Source organism: Exiguobacterium sp. s101 (genome assembly GCF_018617835.1).
Lineage (GTDB): Bacteria > Bacillota > Bacilli > Exiguobacteriales > Exiguobacteriaceae > Exiguobacterium > Exiguobacterium marinum.
The window spans coordinates 140891-161753 of sequence record NZ_JACSKX010000005.1 but is presented as its reverse complement, the minus strand read 5'-3'; the positions used below and the strand labels follow the sequence as shown (position 1 = coordinate 161753).

Annotated in this window: 22 protein-coding genes and 1 pseudogene; 12 read left to right on the top strand and 11 right to left on the bottom strand. The window is 48.3% G+C overall.

The annotated features are described in order from the left end of the window. Positions 1 to 262 precede the first annotated feature (262 nt). On the bottom strand, positions 263 to 1558 hold the full coding sequence (locus KNO76_RS06535) for an HD domain-containing protein (RefSeq protein WP_214883812.1): 1296 nt from the start codon (positions 1556 to 1558) through the stop codon (positions 263 to 265). Positions 1559 to 1664: 106 nt separating this feature from the next. On the opposite strand from KNO76_RS06535, the gene KNO76_RS06530 reads away from it, so the two are divergent. Further along, entirely contained in the window at positions 1665 to 2507 is an 843-nt protein-coding gene (locus KNO76_RS06530) for a lipoate--protein ligase family protein (RefSeq protein ID WP_214883809.1), read from the top strand. Between the two features lie 8 nt (positions 2508 to 2515). Further along, on the top strand, positions 2516 to 3361 hold the full coding sequence (locus KNO76_RS06525) for a DegV family protein (RefSeq protein ID WP_214883806.1): 846 nt from the start codon (positions 2516 to 2518) through the stop codon (positions 3359 to 3361). A 41-nt stretch (positions 3362 to 3402) separates the two neighbouring features. Here KNO76_RS06525 and KNO76_RS06520 read toward each other — a convergent pair whose 3' ends face one another. Then, positions 3403 to 5352, bottom strand: a complete 1950-nt coding sequence (locus KNO76_RS06520; RefSeq protein WP_214883803.1) for a glycoside hydrolase family 3 protein — start codon at positions 5350 to 5352, stop codon at positions 3403 to 3405. Between the two features lie 328 nt (positions 5353 to 5680). Here KNO76_RS06520 and lipA point away from each other — a divergent pair, with 328 nt between their 5' ends. After that, positions 5681 to 6577: a lipoyl synthase gene (lipA, locus tag KNO76_RS06515; RefSeq protein WP_214883800.1), complete on the top strand. Its 897-nt coding sequence runs from the start codon at positions 5681 to 5683 to the stop codon at positions 6575 to 6577. 17 nt (positions 6578 to 6594) lie between these two features. Continuing rightward, positions 6595 to 7425 (top strand): lipoate--protein ligase family protein, encoded by an 831-nt coding sequence (locus KNO76_RS06510; RefSeq protein WP_214883797.1) that lies wholly within the window; start codon positions 6595 to 6597, stop codon positions 7423 to 7425. 35 nt (positions 7426 to 7460) lie between these two features. Here the strand turns inward: KNO76_RS06510 and desA are convergent, their stop codons facing one another. The 6 genes and pseudogenes from desA to KNO76_RS06480 all read right to left on the bottom strand — a co-directional run bounded on the left by desA (position 7461) and on the right by KNO76_RS06480 (position 13537). Then, positions 7461 to 8474: a Delta(5) desaturase DesA gene (gene desA, locus KNO76_RS06505; RefSeq protein WP_214883782.1), complete on the bottom strand. Its 1014-nt coding sequence runs from the start codon at positions 8472 to 8474 to the stop codon at positions 7461 to 7463. A 202-nt stretch (positions 8475 to 8676) separates the two neighbouring features. After that, positions 8677 to 10116, bottom strand: a pseudogene (gene amyS, locus KNO76_RS06500) (alpha-amylase). A 277-nt stretch (positions 10117 to 10393) separates the two neighbouring features. Further along, a complete protein-coding gene (locus tag KNO76_RS06495) occupies positions 10394 to 10921 on the bottom strand; it encodes a DUF2812 domain-containing protein (RefSeq protein WP_214878774.1) in 528 nt (175 codons plus the stop codon). Continuing rightward, entirely contained in the window at positions 10918 to 11250 is a 333-nt protein-coding gene (locus tag KNO76_RS06490) for a PadR family transcriptional regulator (RefSeq protein ID WP_214703125.1), read from the bottom strand. The genes KNO76_RS06495 and KNO76_RS06490 overlap by 4 nt, the downstream gene beginning before the upstream one ends. A gap of 128 nt (positions 11251 to 11378) precedes the next feature. Next, a complete protein-coding gene (locus KNO76_RS06485; RefSeq protein ID WP_214883779.1) occupies positions 11379 to 12506 on the bottom strand; it encodes a YfbR-like 5'-deoxynucleotidase in 1128 nt (375 codons plus the stop codon). An 11-nt stretch (positions 12507 to 12517) separates the two neighbouring features. Then, positions 12518 to 13537 (bottom strand): ion channel, encoded by a 1020-nt coding sequence (locus KNO76_RS06480; RefSeq protein WP_214883776.1) that lies wholly within the window; start codon positions 13535 to 13537, stop codon positions 12518 to 12520. Between the two features lie 105 nt (positions 13538 to 13642). On the opposite strand from KNO76_RS06480, the gene KNO76_RS06475 reads away from it, so the two are divergent. From KNO76_RS06475 to KNO76_RS06455, 5 genes are all read left to right on the top strand, one after another. Then, positions 13643 to 14101 carry a hypothetical protein gene (locus tag KNO76_RS06475; protein ID WP_026825010.1) on the top strand — a complete coding sequence of 153 codons (459 nt, stop codon included), beginning with the start codon at positions 13643 to 13645 and terminating at the stop codon, positions 14099 to 14101. Further along, on the top strand, positions 14098 to 14466 hold the full coding sequence (locus KNO76_RS06470) for a hypothetical protein (RefSeq protein ID WP_214883773.1): 369 nt from the start codon (positions 14098 to 14100) through the stop codon (positions 14464 to 14466). Before KNO76_RS06475 ends, KNO76_RS06470 begins: the two co-directional genes overlap by 4 nt. Then, positions 14463 to 15692: a glutathionylspermidine synthase family protein gene (locus KNO76_RS06465; protein WP_214883770.1), complete on the top strand. Its 1230-nt coding sequence runs from the start codon at positions 14463 to 14465 to the stop codon at positions 15690 to 15692. The genes KNO76_RS06470 and KNO76_RS06465 overlap by 4 nt, the downstream gene beginning before the upstream one ends. Beyond that, a complete protein-coding gene (locus tag KNO76_RS06460) occupies positions 15689 to 16102 on the top strand; it encodes a DUF350 domain-containing protein (RefSeq protein WP_034770831.1) in 414 nt (137 codons plus the stop codon). The genes KNO76_RS06465 and KNO76_RS06460 overlap by 4 nt, the downstream gene beginning before the upstream one ends. Before the next feature lie 70 nt (positions 16103 to 16172). Next, complete coding sequence (locus tag KNO76_RS06455; protein WP_214700282.1) at positions 16173 to 16730, top strand: hypothetical protein; 558 nt, start codon at positions 16173 to 16175, stop codon at positions 16728 to 16730. Between the two features lie 48 nt (positions 16731 to 16778). Here the strand turns inward: KNO76_RS06455 and KNO76_RS06450 are convergent, their stop codons facing one another. Further along, positions 16779 to 17879 carry a globin domain-containing protein gene (locus KNO76_RS06450; RefSeq protein WP_214883767.1) on the bottom strand — a complete coding sequence of 367 codons (1101 nt, stop codon included), beginning with the start codon at positions 17877 to 17879 and terminating at the stop codon, positions 16779 to 16781. Positions 17880 to 18065: 186 nt separating this feature from the next. Here KNO76_RS06450 and KNO76_RS06445 point away from each other — a divergent pair, with 186 nt between their 5' ends. Then, positions 18066 to 18506, top strand: coding sequence for an RrF2 family transcriptional regulator (locus KNO76_RS06445; protein ID WP_214700286.1), 441 nt, complete (start codon positions 18066 to 18068; stop codon positions 18504 to 18506). Between the two features lie 40 nt (positions 18507 to 18546). Here KNO76_RS06445 and KNO76_RS06440 read toward each other — a convergent pair whose 3' ends face one another. Both KNO76_RS06440 and KNO76_RS06435 read right to left on the bottom strand, forming a co-directional pair. Further along, on the bottom strand, positions 18547 to 19035 hold the full coding sequence (locus KNO76_RS06440; protein ID WP_214883764.1) for a hypothetical protein: 489 nt from the start codon (positions 19033 to 19035) through the stop codon (positions 18547 to 18549). Positions 19036 to 19072: 37 nt separating this feature from the next. Next, entirely contained in the window at positions 19073 to 20005 is a 933-nt protein-coding gene (locus KNO76_RS06435) for a ring-cleaving dioxygenase (RefSeq protein WP_214883761.1), read from the bottom strand. Between the two features lie 119 nt (positions 20006 to 20124). On the opposite strand from KNO76_RS06435, the gene KNO76_RS06430 reads away from it, so the two are divergent. Both KNO76_RS06430 and KNO76_RS06425 read left to right on the top strand, forming a co-directional pair. Beyond that, positions 20125 to 20334, top strand: a complete 210-nt coding sequence (locus KNO76_RS06430) for a helix-turn-helix transcriptional regulator (protein ID WP_026825002.1) — start codon at positions 20125 to 20127, stop codon at positions 20332 to 20334. Further along, positions 20331 to 20795 (top strand): hypothetical protein, encoded by a 465-nt coding sequence (locus KNO76_RS06425; RefSeq protein ID WP_026825001.1) that lies wholly within the window; start codon positions 20331 to 20333, stop codon positions 20793 to 20795. The genes KNO76_RS06430 and KNO76_RS06425 overlap by 4 nt, the downstream gene beginning before the upstream one ends. The last annotated feature ends 68 nt before the right edge of the window (positions 20796 to 20863 follow it).

The following is a 20863-nucleotide window of genomic DNA, read 5'->3' as shown; positions in this document are numbered from 1 at the left end:
AAGGCGATGCGGCTCCCTGACCGCCCCCAGGAAAGCGGCGTGCCCAAGAGGGCGACAAAGCAAAGGCAAGGAAAACAGATGAGCGTCATCCCTGGTCGGGACGACGCTCATCTGTTCAAGATCATTTTGAGTTTTTCAGTGCCCTCGTCGTGTACCCGCCCATTTTTTGAGCGTATCTGTGAGTAGTGTCATGCCGAGTAAAAATATCCCGATTCCACCAATCAGTGTCGCAATCTCCATCGTGTCACGCTCCTTTGCGTGCTTATTCGTCTTTTAATGTCGACAAAATCCACGATTTCTCGTTGGCATAATCCTTCAAGTTCAACAACACATCTTCCGGATAATAAATCTTTTCATCCGACTGTCTCGAGTTCAAAATCGACTGGACGAGCATCGACACTTCCGAAATCTCTTTCCGCTCACCGTCATTCATCTGAAGATAAATCCCTTCATACTTTCCTTGGCCTTTATACAAGTCATATGGCAATTGACTTAACTGATCTTCAAGCAAATAATATTTCGACGGTAACCCGATTGTTTCCATCGTCTGACGGAGACGTTCCATATGACGGTCACGGTTCGCTTCCGGGAAGTTTTTATATTTCAATAAACGACGATTCACGAACCGACTGGACAGATCGGCCAAAATCGAGTCTTCCTCATCCATCCACTCTTGGAAATAGAAGTAGACGACCGTTTCATCCAACTTCAAATATTGTTCGAGCGTCATCACTTTTTGTTCAAAAATTGGCAAGAAGTGCTTCGGGGTCAGGTTGAAGGCATAGCCACTCTCATACAGTTCCTGTGCTCGCTCAAGAATCGCTTTCAAGAGAAGGTCGCTCGAACGTGTCGCCGGATGAAGGTACACTTGCCAATACATCTGATAGCGACGCATGATGTAATCTTCAATCGTGTGCATCCCCGACTGCTTGACGACGACTTGATCTTCATCTGGACGCAAGACGCGCAACATGCGCTCTAAATCAAATTTCCCGTAGCTGACACCTGCAAAGTGCGCATCTCTTAGCAAGTAGTCCATCCGGTCGACATCGAGTTGCGAACTGAGTATGTTGACAATTAGACGATTCGGGTGCGTCTTGTTGATGATCGAGGCCACTTCTTCCGCAAACCCGACACCCATCTCGGATAACACTTTGTTAACTTCGGTATCCCCTAAAATGATTCGTTCGGTCCATACTTCATGGCGAACGGAAAAGACGTGTTCGAATGCGTGCGAGAACGGCCCATGCCCGACGTCATGTAAGAGTGCCGCTGCTAACAACAACTCACGGTCTCGGTCGTTCCATTCTGGGTACTGTTGGAACTGATCGATTAACTGGCGTGCGATTTCGTATACACCGAGCGAGTGATGAAATCGTGTGTGCTCTGCGCCGTGGAACGTCAAAAAGGACGTCCCGAGTTGCTTGATGCGACGCAAGCGCTGAAACTCTTTCGTGTTGATCAGCTCCCAAATAAGATGATCGTAGACGTAAATATAACGGTGTACCGGGTCTTTAAACACTTTTGATCCAGATAGTTGTCCTCGTGACGAGTACATGACATGCCCTCCTACGTTTCGTTATGTTCTAGATTCGACTTCAAACGAATCGTTCCCTCCGTGCTATAATGAGAAGGAAAATTATTTGTGAAAAGGAATTAGGTATATGATCCATCCATTATTAAAACAACCGAGTTATCGTGTGATCGACCAATCGAGCCTTGGCACGATGTTTCAAGCGGAACAATCTTTCGCAACTGACGATACGTTATGTGCTTCAACCCAACAATCAGGCGCTGTCTTGCGCGTATGGGTGCACACGAATACGATTGTACTCGGAATCCAAGATGCAAGGTTGCCTCATTTAAAAGATGGGGTTCGGCATTTGCACGAGCGTGGCTTTCGACCGGTCGTCCGTAACTCGGGCGGGCTCGCCGTCGTGTTAGACGATGATGTCCTGAACTTATCTTTAATCTTACCCGAGAATGACGGGATTCAAATCGACAGCGGCTATGAGGCCATGACCTCCCTTATCCAACAGATGTTCCAAGATGTCACGAGCGACATCGTCCCAGGTGAGGTCGTCGGCTCGTACTGTCCGGGAAGTTTCGACTTGTCGATTGACGGGAAAAAATTCGCCGGTATTTCGCAACGACGCGTCCGTGGCGGTGTCGCCGTTCAAATTTACTTGAGCGTCAGACAGAGCGGGAGCGAACGTGCCGAAATCATTCGAGACTTTTATGATTTGGCGATCCAAGAGGAAGCCACCAAGTTCACGTACCCTACTATTGTACCGGAAACGATGGCTTCGCTAGAAGACTTGCTCGGCATTCCCCTCACGGTTCAAGATGTTCTTACACGGGCCTACCGCGTCCTTTCCACTGTCAGCACGCTCCAAAACGCGTCACTGACAGCTGAAGAACAAACGACACTCGTGAGCCAGCTCGAACGGATGTGGAAACGGAATGAACCGCTACGCGAGATTGAACAACAATTAACAGAGGAGTGATTCATCCAATGTTTAAACTGATCACAGACACCGGAGCCGATTTGACAGACGATCAAATCATCGAATACGGACTTGAGATTTTACCGCTCGGTGTCATCATCGACAACGAAGAGTTTTTAGACGGGGAAACGATTCAACCGAAAGACGTGTACGATGCGATGCGTCAAGGCAAGACGCCGAAGACGTTCCAAATCGAGGCGTCACGTATTGAACATTGCTTCCGTCAGCATCTCGAGGCGGGACTGCCGTTCTTATATCTCGCCTTCTCAGGTGAACTTTCTGGTACCTATCAAACCGCCGTCATGGTCGGTGAGATGCTGAAGGAGGAGTATCCAGACAGCACATTCAAAATCCTCGATACTCGAACCGCTTCAGTCGGACAGGCGTTATTCGTCAAGACAGTCGCAGAGTACAGTCAAGAGCACACGTACGAAGAAACAGTTGCGTATGCTGCTTCGCTCGTCGGAAAGATTCGCCACTTGTTCACGGTCGAATCGCTCGAATATTTGATGCGAGGCGGACGTGTGTCGAAAGCGAGTGCCTTCATCGGTGACTTGTTGACGATTTTACCGTTATTGACGGTCGAGGACGGCAAGCTCGTCCCGATTGAAAAGGTACGTGGTCATAAGAAAGTCATGCGTCGCATGGTCGAATGGACCGTTGAATCGAAGCCGCTCGTCGAGAACGGGGACCTTTTCATCGGTCACGGGGACGACCTAGAAAAAGCGGAACAGTTCGAGAAGATGGTCCGCGAACATCTCGAACCGAAGCACATCACGAAGACACTGGTCGGGTCTGCGATCGGTGCCCATACTGGTCCAGGTCTACTCGTCATCGCCTATTTCGAAGCATGAAAAAATGAGCTCTCCCGATTTTCGGGCGAGCTCATTTTCGTTTAGCGATTCCAGCTCTTAAATCCGTCCCCAAACTGTGCATAGTTCTCGTCTTGGAATACACCGTCCACAAATTTTGGTACATCTATCGGCAACTTCCCTTGCGGCTTCACTTCACCGAAGATGGCACGGATGCCTGCCGGTAAGTTCGGTCCTGCCGACTTCAAGTTACCCGCTTCCGAGTCCGGTCCGTTCGGGTCGCCTTTGAACCCATAGATCAATAGCTGCGCCGGTGCTTCTAGCTGAACGGCAATATCATATGGATTACGCAAACTGAGTAAGACCGACTTCTTCCCTGTCTCGTTGGCGAAACGGAACACTTCGGCCGGTACATAATGATCGGCTGACGTCGGCTTCAGTTTGGCACTGTTGTTCACGTTTGAACCGACGATGATATAGTCAGCCGCCTCAACTTGTTGCCGTAGTGCCGGATTTCGATCTAGATGTGGCGTCGATGCTGAATAGTTGGCCGTGATGACGTTCACGTCTTTCATATTCCCCGCATTCTTTTCTAGTGACTTAATCGTTTTCACCATGCTATCCGTCTGGTCTTTCGCTGGCGACAAGACGAGCACCGTGTCTCCTTTTTTCGGTTTAAACGGGAGTGTCTTGTGATCATTCTTCACAAGAGTCACAGCCGCTTCCGCGATTTCACGCTCTTTCACTTTATGTTCTGCGCTTCCTACGACAGTATTTGCTTCCGCAAGCTTCGCCTCGAGCGTAGTCGAGTTCATCGTTTCTCCACAGATGCCCCGTTCTGCCTTCAGTTTTAAAATCCGTTCGACCGATTCATCGATGGTCGCCTCCGACAAACGTCCATCGTTCACTGCCGCGATGACTTCCTCAAAGATTGCCTCGAGTTTGATCACGTCCGCCTCCGAACGTAAAATCGTCGGCATGAGCGCAATATCGACACCTGCTTCAAACGTCTTGATGACCGCTTCCGCTTCCGTGAAGTTGTCTGCGATAGCCTGCATGTTGAGCGCATCGGTCACAACGATTCCTTCATATTCGAGTTCCTCACGGAGCACTCCTGTAATGACATCGTCCGAGAGCGTCGCCGGAAGCGGGAACGTGCCACGATCTGACTCGACGACCTCGTCTTCAATCTGCGGCATCCCGATATGTGCTGTCATAATCATATCGATGCCTTCCGTGATGGCACGTTTGAACGGTAGCAGTTCCAGTCCGCGCAACTCGTCGAGCGTTTTGTCGACAATCGGTAATCCGTAATGGGAGTCGACGGCTGTATCTCCATGACCTGGGAAATGCTTCGCCGTTGCCGCTACACCTTGGTCTTGAATGCCTTTCGTCATCGCTGATCCAAGTTCGCCGACCAGGTCAGGATCGCTCGAGAAGGAACGGACCCCGATGACTGGATTCCCTGGGTTATTGTTGACGTCTAACACTGGTCCGAAGTTCACGTTTACCCCGAGTGCGTGTAATTCAGAACCGATGATTTCCCCTGCATCATAGGCATATTGACTGTTTCGAGTCGCTCCAAGCGCCATATTCCCCGGTAAATTCGTTCCCGTCCCAAGGCGTGTCACAATCCCACCTTCTTGGTCGATTGTGACGAATAACGGGATATCATTGCTGGCATCTTGTTTCACGACTTCTTGCAGGTCATGAACGAGTTTCGTCGTCTGTTCCGTCTCTTTCACGTTTTCCGCGAATAAAATGACGCCCCCAAGGTCAAATCGATCGATGACTCGCGCAACTTCCGGTGCAAGTGCCGTATGGTTCGCCCCGTTCCATAGTCGGAAGTCCGGCATGATCATCTGTCCGATTTTTTGAACGAGTGTCATCGATTCCAATTTCGTGCTGACACGCTGATCAATCGACATGGTCGGTGTCCCTTCCGCCACGACCGCGTCCGCTGCCGGAACAGATGAGACTAGCAACGCCGTCGTCAATCCGAGTGTTGCCGTCCAATTTAATGCCTTGTTCATGTTCCCACTCCCCTTAGTCAAATTTGGCTGACCCCCAAACGAAAAGGCATGGAGGAAGAAGCGTTGCCTCATCAACGCTCGTTCACCCCATGCCTGATCGTATCAGTTACATTTGGTTCTTATTCAGGTGGTCAACAACAGTATAGCAACTCCACTTTTCAGAAACAATCGCCCTAGTGAAAGCGTAACCATTTTGAAACAATGTTTCTGTTTTGATACACAGAAAACTGTATTGGTAAAACCAATAATTTCTCTGGTTCGTTTTTGATTCTTTTTTTGGTAAACTCAATTCATTACAGGTTAACTTAAAAAAAGGGGGGAGTTTTTTGTGGCAAGAGGGGAAGTGAAACGCAAGCCGGAATGGTTACAGATTAAATTGAACACGAATGAAACATATACCGGCTTAAAAAACATGATGCGTGAGAAAAATCTACATACGGTATGTGAGGAGGCGAAATGTCCGAACATCCATGAATGTTGGGCGGTACGTCGGACCGCGACTTTCATGATTTTAGGAAGTATTTGTACACGCGCCTGCCGCTTTTGCGCCGTCACGACAGGTAAACCGAACGAGCTTGATTGGGAAGAACCGAAGCGTGTCGCCGAATCCGTACGACTCATGAACTTGAAGCATGTCGTCATCACGGCCGTCGCGCGTGACGACTTGAACGATTACGGGGCTACCGTCTTCGCGGAAACGGTTCGTGCCGTCCGCGCCATGAACCCAGAAACATCAGTTGAGGTGCTCCCGTCAGACATGATGGGTGACTTCTCTGCCTTGCAGACGTTGATTGATGCGGGTCCTGACATCATGAACCATAACTTAGAGACCGTTCGTCGCCTAACACCGAGAGTCCGTGCGAAAGCAACGTATGACCGGACCCTCGAGTTCTTGAAGCGTTCGAAAGAACTGAATCCGGAGATCCCGACGAAATCATCAATCATGGTCGGACTCGGAGAAACGAAAGAAGAGTTGATTGAAGCGATGGACGACCTTCGCGCGCACAACGTTGATATTTTGACGCTCGGTCAATATTTACAGCCGACGAAGAAACATCTCGAGGTCGAACGTTACTATCATCCAGACGAGTTCGCCGAGTTGAAAGAGATTGCGCTAGCAAATGGATTCTCACATTGTGAGGCAGGTCCGCTCGTCCGTTCTTCTTACCATGCGGACGAACAAGTACACAAGGCACGTCGCCACACGATGTTGCCAATCGATTAACAGAAAGAAGAGAGATTATGACTGGTACGACGTGGCACTTACTTAGAACCGAATCCACTTCACCGGCTGAGAACATGGCGATTGACGAAGCCATCGCCAATTGGGTCGCGAAGGGAGAACTCAAACCGACGCTCCGTTTTTATTCATGGGCACCTCATGCGATCAGCGTCGGACGTTTCCAGCGGGCGACACGTGACTTGGACCGCGAGGCGCTTACGAAGAACAATATCCCGGTCGTTCGGCGACTAACCGGGGGACGGGCCGTGTTACACGCGGATGAACTAACATATAGTGTCATCTTGCCCGAGTCGACACCGACTCTTCCGACAAATATCATCGAGAGCTATCGATTACTCACGGAAGGTGTCCGTCGCGGTTATCATGAGCTCGGTGTACCGGCCGAGTTTTCGGTGCCGTTGACGGAAGAGGATCGTGAGGCGCTCCGCAAACCAAAATCAGCCGTTTGCTTCGATGCTGCCTCGTATTACGAGCTTGCCGTCGACGGGAAGAAGATTGCGGGTAGCGCACAGGTACGTCATCAAGGGGCCGTGCTTCAACATGGATCGATCCCGCTTTCTGTCGACGATGAGGTGTTGTTCGACTGCTTCACGATGGAGGAGCACGCAAAGCTTGAAGCCAAAAACCGCTTCAGCGAAAAAGCCGTCGCCTTGAATGACACGTTACAGCGCTTCGTCTCCTTTGACGAAGTAGCAGCCGCATTTGAGACCGGCTTCAAAGACACGTTCTCGTTGACGTTCGAACCGCTCGTCTTTACGACAGAACAGCGAGCTGAGATCGATTTGCTCGTGAAGAAGTATGAGAGTGACGAATGGGTCTGGAAACGCTAAAAAGATTGTCCCTTTTTTACGGGGACAATCTTTTTTCATGCCACGTTCGTTCGGCGCAAGAGATGGCGCACATCCCGGAACGTGACGAATGTTTTATTGTTTTCATCATATAACTTGTAACGTAACGACTTCAGGCTTGAAAATAGCCCGATTGTCGTTGCTCGCTGTAATGGTGGTGTCGATGTATGTGCCTTCTCTAAATGATAGTTCGGCACTCGTGGACTCAAATGGTGAACGTGATGGAAGCCGATGTTCCCCGTCACCCATTGAAGCACTTTCGGCAATTCGTAATACGAGCTTCCTTCAATTGCCGCCTTTACGTAATCCCATTCCTGTTCATCTTCAAAGTAGGAATCTTCGAACGTGTGCTGAACATAGAATAACCAAATTCCGAGCACGCCGGCGATGAACATTGTCGTCCCTTGTACGACAAGGAACGCTTGCCAACCAATCAGATAAATGAGCGCGCTATATAAGACGACGAGAGAAATATTGATGATATACGTATTTTGGCGTTCTTTTTTACGGGCGTCTTTTCGATTGAAACGACTCGTCACGAGAATGAGCCAAAGTGGTCCAAGACCGAACATGACGAGCGGATGACGATATAGGCGATACTTCAATCGCATCCATTTCGAGGCTTCGATGTACTCCTCAATCGTCATGACCCAAATGTCCCCAACGCCTCGCTTGTCCAAGTTTCCGCTCGACGCATGATGAATCGCATGCTCGCGTTTCCACTTCTCGTAAGGAAACAACGTCAAAACACCGGTAATCGTTCCGACGATGGCGTTTGCCTTCTTATTCTTAAAGAACGAACCGTGTGTACAGTCATGGAAGATGATGAACATCCGCACGACAAATCCTGCTGCAATCAACGTGAACGGTAATGTCAGGAAAATGGAGACACTCAGTAGTTGATACGCCAAAAACCATGAAACGAGAAACGGTAAAATCGTATTGATCATCTGCCGCACACTGATCCTAATATCGGACTTTTCAAACGGCGAGACGTGCTTTCTTAATTGGGCAATCTTTTCTTTACTCATCACAACCTCCTTGAATTCAACAGCGTCACAACGCAAAAATATAAATGAAACCAACAACCAACGTTGTTCAATGTGAATTCATGGATTGGAAGCATTCCCTATCAAGAATTAACACTAGGTCATTATATCATGTATAAAACTTATGTGGTGAAAATTCAGAAAAAAAGACTTGTCCCTATCTTTAGAGACAAGTCTAACTAATTTATTGTTGCGTATAAATCGAGACGGACCCACCATTGACGAAGAACTCGCCCCAACCGTCCGCATTGATCGTCACGAGACGCCCGTTATTGCCGGTCATGTCTTTCTATACTTCTCCCGCGTTCTGCTTTCCGACATACATCCATTTCGACCCGCCCGGTCCGTCCGACAAAATCGTCGCAAGTCCCGACTTCGCACGGTCCGTCACCCCTTCGCGCGTCCACCCGATGACGTCTTGATGATTGATGTAATCATGTTGCGTGCCATAGGCGAAGTCTTTACGCGCTTTCAAAATCGGTTGAAGCGACGCTGACATATTCGGGATTTCACGATTCGTCGTCCCTTTCGTTCCGTAATAATCACCATAGAAGAGCGTCGGATATCCTTGATCACGCGTCATGATTGTCGCATAGGCGAGCGGTTTGAACCAATTGGCAACCGTCGACTCGAGTGATTGCCCAGGTTGTGAGTCATGGTTGTCGACAATCGTGACGGCGAGTGTAGGATGCTGCTCGACGACCGTTCCTTTTAGAATGTTGCGCATATCATAGTAACCGCCGCCGTTCCCTGCCGCTTGGAAGTTGTAGTGGAGCGGCACATCGAACACCGAGTGGGTATAGCCCGTCTTCGCCAAGTAATCATTGATGGCTCCCTGGTCATTCTTCCAATACTCCGCAACCGTGAACATCTCTTTTCCGGTTGCCTGACGGACACTTGTCACCCATTCCTTTAAATAAGAATGGTTGATATGTTTGACCGCATCGAGACGGAATCCATCGAGACCGAGCGAATCGGCATACCATTTCCCCCAGTTTTTCATTTCCTGTCGTACTTCTGGATGTTCAAAATCGACATCGGCGTACATCAAGTAGTCATAGTTCCCGTTCTCACCGGATACTTCACTGTCCCATGCTTTACCGGTACTCTTAAATTTATAAATCCGGCTCAAGCTTCGTGACTGATCCCAGTCGGTCCCGTCAAAGTGATACTAACGCCACTTGAACGGCGAGTATGTATTGTTCCGTCCCGCGAAATTGAATCCGGTCCAGGCGGAAATCGAATATGCTCCCGACGTCTCCTGATTCCGATTGGAAGGATTGACCTCAACAGCTTGAACGGACTCGGTATAATCCGCTCCGCCCTTATGGTTCATGACGACATCTCCGTACACGCCGATTCCTTTTCCGCGTAAGTTCGAGATCGCCGACTGTAGCTGCGCTTTCGTTCCATACTTCGTCCGAGTCGTCCCTTTTTGATTGAATTCCCCAAGGTCATACAAATCGTACGCCCCGTATCCGACATCATTTTGTGACGTCCCTTTATACGCTGGCGGGATCCAAACGGTCGAGACCCCAATGTCTTTCAAGTGCTGCGAATCGTTCGAGAGACGGTTCCAATGCAGTCCGTCGTTCGGGACATACCATTCAAAGTATTGCATCATCGTACCGTTCTGCGGAGTTGCCGCTTGTGCGACCGGTTGCCCCAAAAGAAGGGCAATCGATGTCACCCCAGCCAGCACGGCAACCCCTTGTCGTTTCTTCAACATCATTCATTCCTCCTCAAATGATTAATGAAAGCGCTTGCATTAATCATTGTGAAGGATTTTGATTTTGTTGCATAGACCGATGTCCAAAAACAGTTCTCTCTCCCTAACTATTTTTCATTCGAATAGTTCAGTTGAACGAAACAAAGACGGATGGCTTGTGCCATCCGCCTATTCATCCTTGACGATTCACTTTTATTCGTTTGAATCGGTAGCCGATATACGGAAGTCCCGTGAACACGAGACCGGTCGTCACGAGTAGTTGAACGCCAATCAATATCATTTCGACTACGGTCGGCCAATCAAATTGAAACAAGGAAAAGAGCGCAATCCATAATATACCTAGGATGAGCGCAGCCCGTCCCATCTGACGTTCCATGTCATGATATTTCTCCTCTGTTGTTTCGATATCCGAGTAAATCGGCTTAGCATCTCGATCCCCTTTGAAAATATGAATCTCATCCCCGGTCGATGTGACATGTTGCCACCCGCTCGACGCAAACAGGTCAAAGTAGTCTTCATCTGGACGAGTTCGATAATCCAAACTATATTGAACGTCTTCCGGTTCCCCTTCGACAAGCGTATATCCTAAAGGGGCAAATTTCTTCAAATGCCAACCCTTCGCCGCCATTCGCTCCAATTTTCGCATCTCACGCTCTTCGGCAAACGCTAGTCCCCAACTCGACACATACTTCTGTCTCATCGTGATCCCTCCATATCTAAAATGGCACAGGCATCTTCGACCATCGCCTGTCGTCTTTTCACATCATCCGTCAGAATCGAACGCCCTTTACGCGTAATCTGGTAGTTCTTTTTCTTTCCGTCCCCGTCCATCGGTTCAATCAGTTCGGCATTCAACAGTTTTTTGATAATCGTATACATCGAAGCCGGACCAATTTGCATTCGCCCTCGCGTAGTCTCTTCGACAAATTGCATGACCAAATAGCCATGACGCGGCGTCGTGAGCGCCAATAAGATGTAAAACATACTATCCGTCAGTTCCCCTAACTCCAAGGAGTCCGTTCGCGGCATCTCCCCACCTCCTATATCATTAAATGATACATCTCTTACATTCAATATATATCGTTAAATGATATATGTCAATAAATGATATAAAAAAGTCGCACCCATTTAGGTATGCGACTTCTGTGTGGATTGATTTAGCTTGTGACGTAATCCAAATCATGCAAGATATACGCCAGGAAGAAGATCATGCTTGGATTCTCATATCGCATCTGCACTTTACGGAGCTGCTCGCGATACGTGACCTCATACTCGGCCCCGTTCATCTTCCGCTCCATGTTCATCTTGATGAGTGCATCGAGTTTGTCCATCATATCGACAAGCATTCCTTCATACGTATCATCTTTCGAGTCGGCCATATATCTCCGGAATGCCGGTTGCATATACTCAGGCAACAGTCCAAGCAGACGTTCACTTTCCGCCCGTTCGTACGCCTCAAACGCAGCCCCTGTCTCTTTCGTCGAATGTTTGACTGGACCGAGCACGTCGCCTGTCACCCCTTCCACTAAGTCGTGACAGAGAAGACGGGCCACGAGTTCGGCGACATCGACATCGACGTCGTACTTCTCACGCTCTAAGAGCCCACTGAACATACCGAGTGCAGCCGCGCGGAAACCGTGAATCGCATCGTTGTCGTCAATCGTGTTGAAGCGACCTTTCCAACGACGCACACTATCCATCCGCATGACGTTCTCGATGAACCGTAACACATCCGTCTCTGCCTCGACCTGGTCGAACAGCCAGCGGACCGAATCAATCGGATGATGACGAAGTGCAGCTTTCATCTCTTCTAACTTGTCATCGAAATGTGGAGAACCATGCGCGACTTCCCGTCGCACGAACAGCATCGCATCGAAGGAATCAATTCCGTCGACGATTCTTCCTTCGAATGAGTCATCTTCCGCTTCGACAACGAAGCGATGAAAGTGAGGACGTAGCGACTGTGACAGCAACTCGACAAGACCGAGGCTCGCTGTCCGCTCCATCCGCTCGATGTGACCAATCAACGTCGGTTCTTTTTTCGTCCGGTGCATAATCGGGCCCGTCTGGACTTCATTCATGTCGTGGAAAATGGCTTTCCCAAGTAGATCGAGCAAATCGACTTCACGTCCGTTCTCTTTCTCCACATACGCCGCGATCAAGCTGAAGACCGCGACACGAAAGCTATGACTCGCTGCGTTATCATGATAATGGGGGGCATATTCGTCCCACCGTTGCACGTTTTGCATGCGTGTCATCTTTCGGATAAACGTTCCGTTATGCATGATTTCACTCCTTACGATAATCGTTCAAATACTTCGTCGTGACAGACGACGTAGAGCATGTCTGTATCTTGGAGCGGTAAGTCGAGCATCGTCGCCACATCCAATCGGTCATTGACCGCGATGAGCGTCACTCCGGATTCAAGTAGCGCCTTGTTCGCCTCGTGTATGTTTTGCCACTCGGCTTTCGGTTTCAACGCTTGAATGTTCCCACCCGATTGCTTACTTAATAATTGACGGAAAATGGTCGTTGTCCCTGGTTGCAATGTCGCTTTCGCCATCAAGAGCGAGACCGAGTCGTTCGCTAAAATAAAGTCGTCGACACGGACGTGTTTAAATTTCGAGATATTCCGTTCCTCGCACACTTCGACGACCGTGTGTAAATCGACCTGATGATCATGTGATAATGCCTCAACCGCTGATGCAATCAATAACGACTTCCCATCAGCGAGTAATGTCTCCGTGATTCGTGCATCTGCAAAAATGGCGATTCGTCGAGCTTTCAAGACGTTTGCCTGCATCAACACCGCTTCATCCGAGGCGTCTCCTGATACGAAATGTACTTGATCGTGCACATACGGCTCCTCAATCAATTGATCGATTAAGACAATCTCCGCTTTCGGTTCATAGTTGAGCACTTCATCGATTGCTTTTTTCGTCTTCGGGGACCATCCGATATATACATAATGTCCTTCTCCACGATACACTAGTCTTCCCTCCCGTTTTAATCGTTGAAACGTCGCTCCGACTTCAACTAGTTTTCCAATCAATGCCCCGATAATCCCAATCCCGAATAGGAACAAGAAAATCCCGAGCCATCGCCCCGCCACGGAAGACGGATAAAAATCTCCATATCCAACGGTCGTCAATGTCGTCATCGTCCACCAGAACGAGTCGAACAATGACTCGAACGTCTCCGGTTCAAATAAATAACCGAGCACAGTCCCGACGACGATGATACCAACCGAGGCCAGAATCACGTTCAAAAATGATAATTTCGCTAATCCTTTCCATACACGAAATAAGATATGCACTGTTTCCCCCTCCTTCTCTCTTATATACTAAACGTATCCAAGGAAAGATTCACGAAACCATTTTGACATTCACCCCGTATAAAAAGAAAAAGGAAGGACTGAATTATGAATTCAATCGTATTAGAGTATCGTCTCTATAAAAATGAATTATCGTTCGAACCACTATACCATTACACGTCTCTCGGATTAGACGAAGTGCTCGCCCGTCGCGAATGTGAGTTTTTCGTCAAAGACGGCATGACATACAAACAACGCTCGTCCGCCCTAGAAGGCGATCAATACTTTTTGATTTACGTCGATCGCTACACTGAAGGACCGATGGACAAACAAGAAACGAGCGAGATTAAAGTCGAAATCCGTACACTCGACGACCGCTTTGACAACCCGTTGCTCGAAGCCTATTACGTCGATCGTCACCTCGATGCACTCGCCATGCTCGGGAGTCAATACTTGTACGTCGCCAATAAAGAGTACGAACGCGATTCAGCAGAAACAGATGAAGATCGTGGTGTGTATGTCATATATGTCACACCGACCGGTTATACATTGGAGGAATCAACATGAAGACAAGTAAGAAAATTTTAAGCGGACTTTCTGCTACGGTATTAACGACCTCTCTCGCCGCATGTGGAGATGATAACTATAACGAAGCCGCGCTCCCGGAAGAGCCGACCGGCTACGAATGTGACGATTGGGACTGGGATGATGTGACAGAATCATATTATTGTGACGACGATCGTTCCCCCCATTACGGGAGTTACTTTTTACTCGGTAGCTTGTTCCGTTCAAAAAGTGCACTGAAAAACTCTTCGACCTATAAATCATATAAATCAAATGGTGGTGCGACCGGCGCCGTGTCGAACGGCTCAAATTCAGGATCGTCAAAATCTGGACTCGGGAGCGGCTCTAAAGGTGGATTCGGCGGATGACGCGTGACGAACTTTACAGTCAAGTCCCTTATTTTTGGCCCGATTTAAACGATGAAGAATATGCCCTATACGACTGTTTCGAAATGACCGCCTCGCAGGTAGAGTCCGTCCGGGAGGCGACCGGGGCGGTTGATTCGATTTTTCGGAAGACGAATCAACTGTTGCGCTCGCTACCTGACGAGACGCTCCGACTGCTCGGCTATCCCGAATCGAGCCTGCCGTTCTTACGGGAGAAGACAATTCCGCAGGAGACAGTCATCGGTCGCTACGACTGGATCATGAAGAACGGCCAACTCAAATTGATGGAGTTCAACTCAGATACACCGACGTTCATTAAAGAACTGTTTGACGTGAACGGTGTGGTCGCTTCCGAATTCAATCTCCTCGATCCGAACAAGGAAGCCACCGCTCAGTTAAAAACCGAGTTACGAAAGGCCATCGTTGCCGCATGGAAACGACTCGGACGAGAAGGCACACCAAAAATCGTCTTCACGGCTCATGATGACAACATCGAAGACAAATGGACGGCTCACTTCCTGCAAGAAACGCTCGATTTACCGTCTGAATTTGTGTCACTTCATGCTTTGCTCGTCGACGAAAACGGTATCTATACACCATCGGGTGAACGAATCGATATCTTGTACCGTCAAACATATCCGATTGAACATCTCGTAGACGATCAAGCACCGGACGGAGACTTGATTGGCATTCGGTTGCTCGAACTCAATCAACAAAAACACGTATCGCTTCTCAACCCGCTCTCAGCTTTCCTCATGCAATCGAAAGGCGTACAGGCCCTGATTTGGGAGTTATATGAGACCGAGACACTGTTCGATGAAGCTGAGCGCGACATCATCGACACATATTTTTTACCAACTTACTTAGAAGACGCACCGTTTCTCGGCGAATCGAACTACGTCAAAAAACCGGCATTCGGACGTGAAGGGGACTCCGTCATCTTGTACACGAAAGAAGGCAAACCGTTTCACCGAGAATTACTACAAACGTATGCGGAAGAGACGGCCGTGTACCAACAGTTCATCGAACTTCCGACTCGGATGACGACGACCGTCAAGGGCCTTGTCGAGACACATTACATGATCGGATGTTTCTGTTTGAATGGACACCCATCCGCACTCGGTGTTCGCGCCGGTAGCATGATCACGAACAACCATTCGTACTACTTAGCCGTTGGCACACCTACACAAAAGGAGACAAACTCATGACATTCATCACACTCGATTCAATTTTAAGCTTCCTCGCCCACCTCGGGACAGGATTCGGTCTCATTCTCGCCGGACTCATCATCTTCGCATTGACGACCAAATATTCGGAACGTAAGTTAATCAAAGAAGGCAACATGGCCGTCGCTTTAAAGCTTTGGGGGAAAGCGCTCGGACTCGCCATCGTCATCTACACGGTTTGGGCGAACAGCGTCAACTTGCTCGATGCGTTCATCTGGGGACTCGTCGGCATCGCTGCCCAAGTATTGGCGTTTTGGACGTTTGAATACGTCCTTACACCAGGCGTGAACTTAGAAAAAGAAGTCGAGAACGGCAACATGGCCATCGGTTTCAGTTTGTTCGCCGCATCACTCGTCGTCGGCATCATCGTCGCCGCGAGCTTGACGTACTAATTCAAACACCCCATGCACGCATTCGCGAGGCATGGGGTGTTTATGTTTATAAAAGACAGGAGGAAAAATCATGTCCAAGGGAATCACCTTACTCACGATCGTCTCCGGTCTCATCGTCGTGGCAATCGCAGTCGGTGTCGGACTTTACACGTACACTAACATTCAGGCCGGCAACTCATACGAAAATGCCGAAAAAGAAATGAATCGTTATATGACGATAAACGACTGGTATAGTTTTGAAGTTCATAACAGAGAACAGTCCATTCTCTCTTTTTACACAAACGAAGATCGCTCCGTCATCGGTCTAGCCGAGATTGATATCACGACAGGAAACTTAGGGTCTGTCACTAAAGAAATAGAACCGAATCAGTCTTTTGATTTCGTCACCCTTCAAGTTGAAAACAAGGAGTACATCGGTGTCCATCTAAAAGAACGCCCGGAAGATGTCGTCTATTTACGGTTAAACGGTGACGATGTCTCAAAAGATTTTCTCGTCAACGATCCCGAAAACGAAAGCTACACCATGACATATGTCATTGAAACAACAAAACCGTTAGATGGTTCGTGGTCACTTGAAACGTTGGATGACAACAAACAAGTCATACATTTAAGTGAACTCACGGAATAATCCTTCTCGCCATATTATGAATCAAGACGACTGGAAAAGTCGTCTTTTTTAGTTGGTCGCAAGAACTCCAGACGGCCCGAAAAATTCATATCGCGCCTGAGGAATGACACGGACGACCGTCTCCATCATCGCATTCGGCCCACACGTGTAGACATCACGCCCTTCGACATCAAGTGCCTCGAGCTGCGTCGTACTCATACAACCCGATACGTCATCCACATGTGTCATGAGATGAAGCCCTTCTTTCACAAGTTCATCGAGTTCGTCTCCGAGTGGACGAAGGTCCATACTCCGAACTGCGTGCAATAACGTGACAGAACGTCCTTGACGAAGTGCCGTCTTCGCCATATTGAAGAGGGGCGTAATTCCGATACCTCCTGCGATGAGTGTGAGCGGACGGTCTGATGCTTCAAGGATGAATTCTCCTGCCGGTGCGCTCATCGGGACTTCTGTTCCGACCATCTGTTCATGAAGCCAGTTTGAGACGAGTCCCTCCGCTTTCGGCGCAATCCAATATCCGTTTTCTGTCGTGTCGATGACGCTATATTGGCGGTGGTGCAAGATGTCTTCACCAGCGATTCGCGCTTGAACCGAGATGTATTGTCCTGGGATGGCTGTGCCAATAACTCCATCTTTTGCGACGAGACGGAATCGCTTCACTTCCGTTGTGTCTTCTATGATTTCTTCGATGACGAACGGTTTGAATCCGACCCATGGCGCGTCATCATACATCTGTTTCTCAAGTGAGATAAAGACATCGGCAATCACACCATACGCTTTTGCCCATGCATCGATGATATCAGGTGTTGCAGCTTCACCGAGCACGTCTTGAATCGCCGCAAGCAAGTTTTCACCGACAATCGGATAGTGTTCCGGGCGGATGTTCAAACTTTTATGTTTATGAAGTGCTGGTTGGATGGCAGGAAGAATCGCTTCGAGTCGATCGATATGAAGCGCTGCCGCATAGACCGCGTTCGCGAGCGCTTCCGGCTGGCGTCCTCGTTTTTGGTTCGTATGGTTGAAGAAGTGACGCACTTCTGGATTTTGTTCAAACATTCGTTGATAAAAATGCTTCGTAATCGTCACACCATGTTCTTTCAAAACTGGTGCCGTCGCCTTTACAATCTCAATCGTTTGTTGATCTAACATGTGAATTTCCCCCTTTTGTTTCGTACACGTTCATTATGTGAGTCAAGTCACTTTAAAGCAATATATTAAATACTTGTTTAAAGTAGATTTCACGCTTTTGACTTATTTTCGCCATCACCCTTTCACATTTGTTCGAATCGCACTTTTAGGAATTGTCTTGTACAATGAAACGAGAGGTGATGATGGATGAGACTCACGCAAACGTGTGACTACGCACTGCGAACATTGATGTATAGCGCCACATTTTCACATCGACTCGTCACGATTCAAGAAGTGGCGGACCAATATAACATCTCCAAAAACCATGTCATGAAGGTCGTTTACGAGCTCGGCAAGCATGGCTATTTGGAGTCGGTGCGTGGTCGCGGCGGTGGATTCCGTCTCGCTCGCCCGATGGAAGAAATCAACGTGGGCGAGGTGGTTCGGTCGATGGAACCGCTCGAACTCGTGGAGTGCTTCGGGGAAGGCCGATGCGTGATCGCACCGGCCTGTGACTTAAGAAGTGTGTTGAACGAGGCAATGCTGGCGTTCTTTCATGTGCTCGACCGTTACACGATTGCGGATCTCGTCGCGAATCGAACGAACGAACTCGCCCTGCTATTGGGCGTACAAAAACCGATGGACTGAAAAAGTCCGTCGGTTTTTTATTTGTCTCTGCTTTCAGGACTCATCGCCACCAAAATTTCATCATTTTTTTCACATATAGTTCTTCGGACGTTTGATGAATGAAATCTTCAAAACATTCATTCAGGTTATTTTCTAACTCTTCATCGAGTTCGTTTCCATCTTCGTCATACAATTCAAAATGTGTATATTTCCAATCGTTATACGCATCAAACAATAAGTCGTGGTAGCATTGCCAATGCTTACCGAAATTTGATGTGAATGTTGGCACCCATCGATTGATATAAATGTTGTGTAGCAACTCTTCGAATTTGGATGAGTACCAATGGTCATTTCCGAGCTTGTTAACTAAGTCTTGAAATGTTTCCAGCGTCATCGGTTCAACCTCACCAGAATAGTCATAACTCACTTTATTGAACTGATAAGGATGCGGAAACGCCTCTTCTGTTTTTGTCCATTGATGAGGAGGATATTGCTCGATAATTTTACCTAGCAATCTGGCAATCACAAGATTGACTGCTTGCGTATCCAATTCATTCACCTCATTACAGTTATGAATTTCCATTCGATTACAACTTCTCTAGTCTCGATTCGATTTCCGCTCGTCTCGACTCTAGAAACGGTGGTAAGGCCAATCTCTCTCCGAGCGTCTCAACCGATTCATCCGTCGCGAATCCCGGTTCATCTGTTGCCAGTTCCACTAAGATCCCACTCGGTTCGCGGAAATAAATCGACTGGAAATAATAGCGGTCAATAAGACCAGAGTGACTGATGCCATGCGCATCAAGCTTCTCAATCCATTTCGTCATATCGCCTGTTTCTTCCACTCGAATCGCCACGTGATGCACACTCCCCCGCCCAGGTCGTTCCGATGCCAAATCCGGTCGATCGACGAGATGAATCTCTGTCGCCACGCCACCCGCTCCCGTCTCAAAGACGCGCACGTCGTGACCATCCCGATCAAATGTCGTCACGTATCGATAGTCAAGCACTTCTGTCAGCACCCGTGCCGTCTTTTCAATCCGCCGTACCGTCCACTCACTAAATCCGAGACCAAAGATGCCGACATCTGTTGGTACAGGGCCCTTTTCCCAAGGTGTTCCGTTCCCTCCTTCCACAAGACAGAGACGTTGACCCTCATGATCTTCAAACGCGAGCGTCGGTCTCCCTTGAACCGATTCGACGTCCCCGTATGTCACATCGAACGTGTCGAAACGCTCCTGCCAATATGTAAGAGCCCCTTCTGGTACCCGTAGCGCGGTTCGAGAAATACTGTTTGACCCCCGATACGTCTGCCCAAGAAACGGGAGCTCAAAGAACGTCAAATCTGTTCCAGGCGTCCCCGTTTCGTCCGCATAGAATAAGTGATACATCGATGGATCATCCTGGTTAACCGTCTTTTTGACGAGTCGCATCCCTAGTACTTCCGTATAAAATCGTAAGTTTTTCTTGGCATCCCCGGTCATCGCTGACACGTGATGTTGTCCACTAATCACCTTCACCAACCATCTCCCCTTTCGACTATATCGCTATTGTAGCACCTTTGGATAAGTAAAGTCTTCTTTACATTATGTTAAGTTTGTTTTACACTTTTGGTATAAATCAGAAAAGAGGTGGCGCCATGCCATTGGTCAACCGCGTGAAAGAACTGCGTGCCCGGCACCAGTTAACTCAAGGCGATCTTGCTGAAAAGGTCGGCGTGACGAGACAGACGATTATCTCGCTCGAGAAAGGCAGTTACACGCCGTCTCTCATGCTGGCGATGCACATCGCAAGAGTGTTCAAGGAACCGGTCGAATCTATATTCACAATCGAGGAGGAAACAAAATGAAACATGTCGTCGTTCAATCTATTTCAAGCATCATCCTGTATGTCCTGATGGCTTTTCTGTTCAGTTCATTTTTGTCTGATATTTCAACCATCATTGAATCAGATTCATTCATCGTCGAATTCAATCTGCTTCCACTCTTGTTGCTCATTGGCTTTTTTATCGTTTGGACAATCTATTCGTTTAACACACGACCAAACAAACAGCTGAACTTTGCTCAATGGTCTGTCCGCATGACCGAGTTCAGTGAAGTCGATGAACGTGAACAAATCATCACTGCGAAAGCGACGAAAGCTGCCTATGTCTCGTTTAGTATTTCGGTCCCCATTCTTATGGGATCGTTCATGTTCTATCCACTATTTGAAGACGCACTCCCTACTTATCCAATCTACGCACTCGCTTCAACGCTCATCATCGCGACATTCGTCTATATGGTAACTTGGATCCGCGCTTATACACGTTAAGGAATTCGACAAGAGTTCCTTTTTTTATGTCTATTTTTCATCGAATCCTATCTCCTAATTGCTAATCA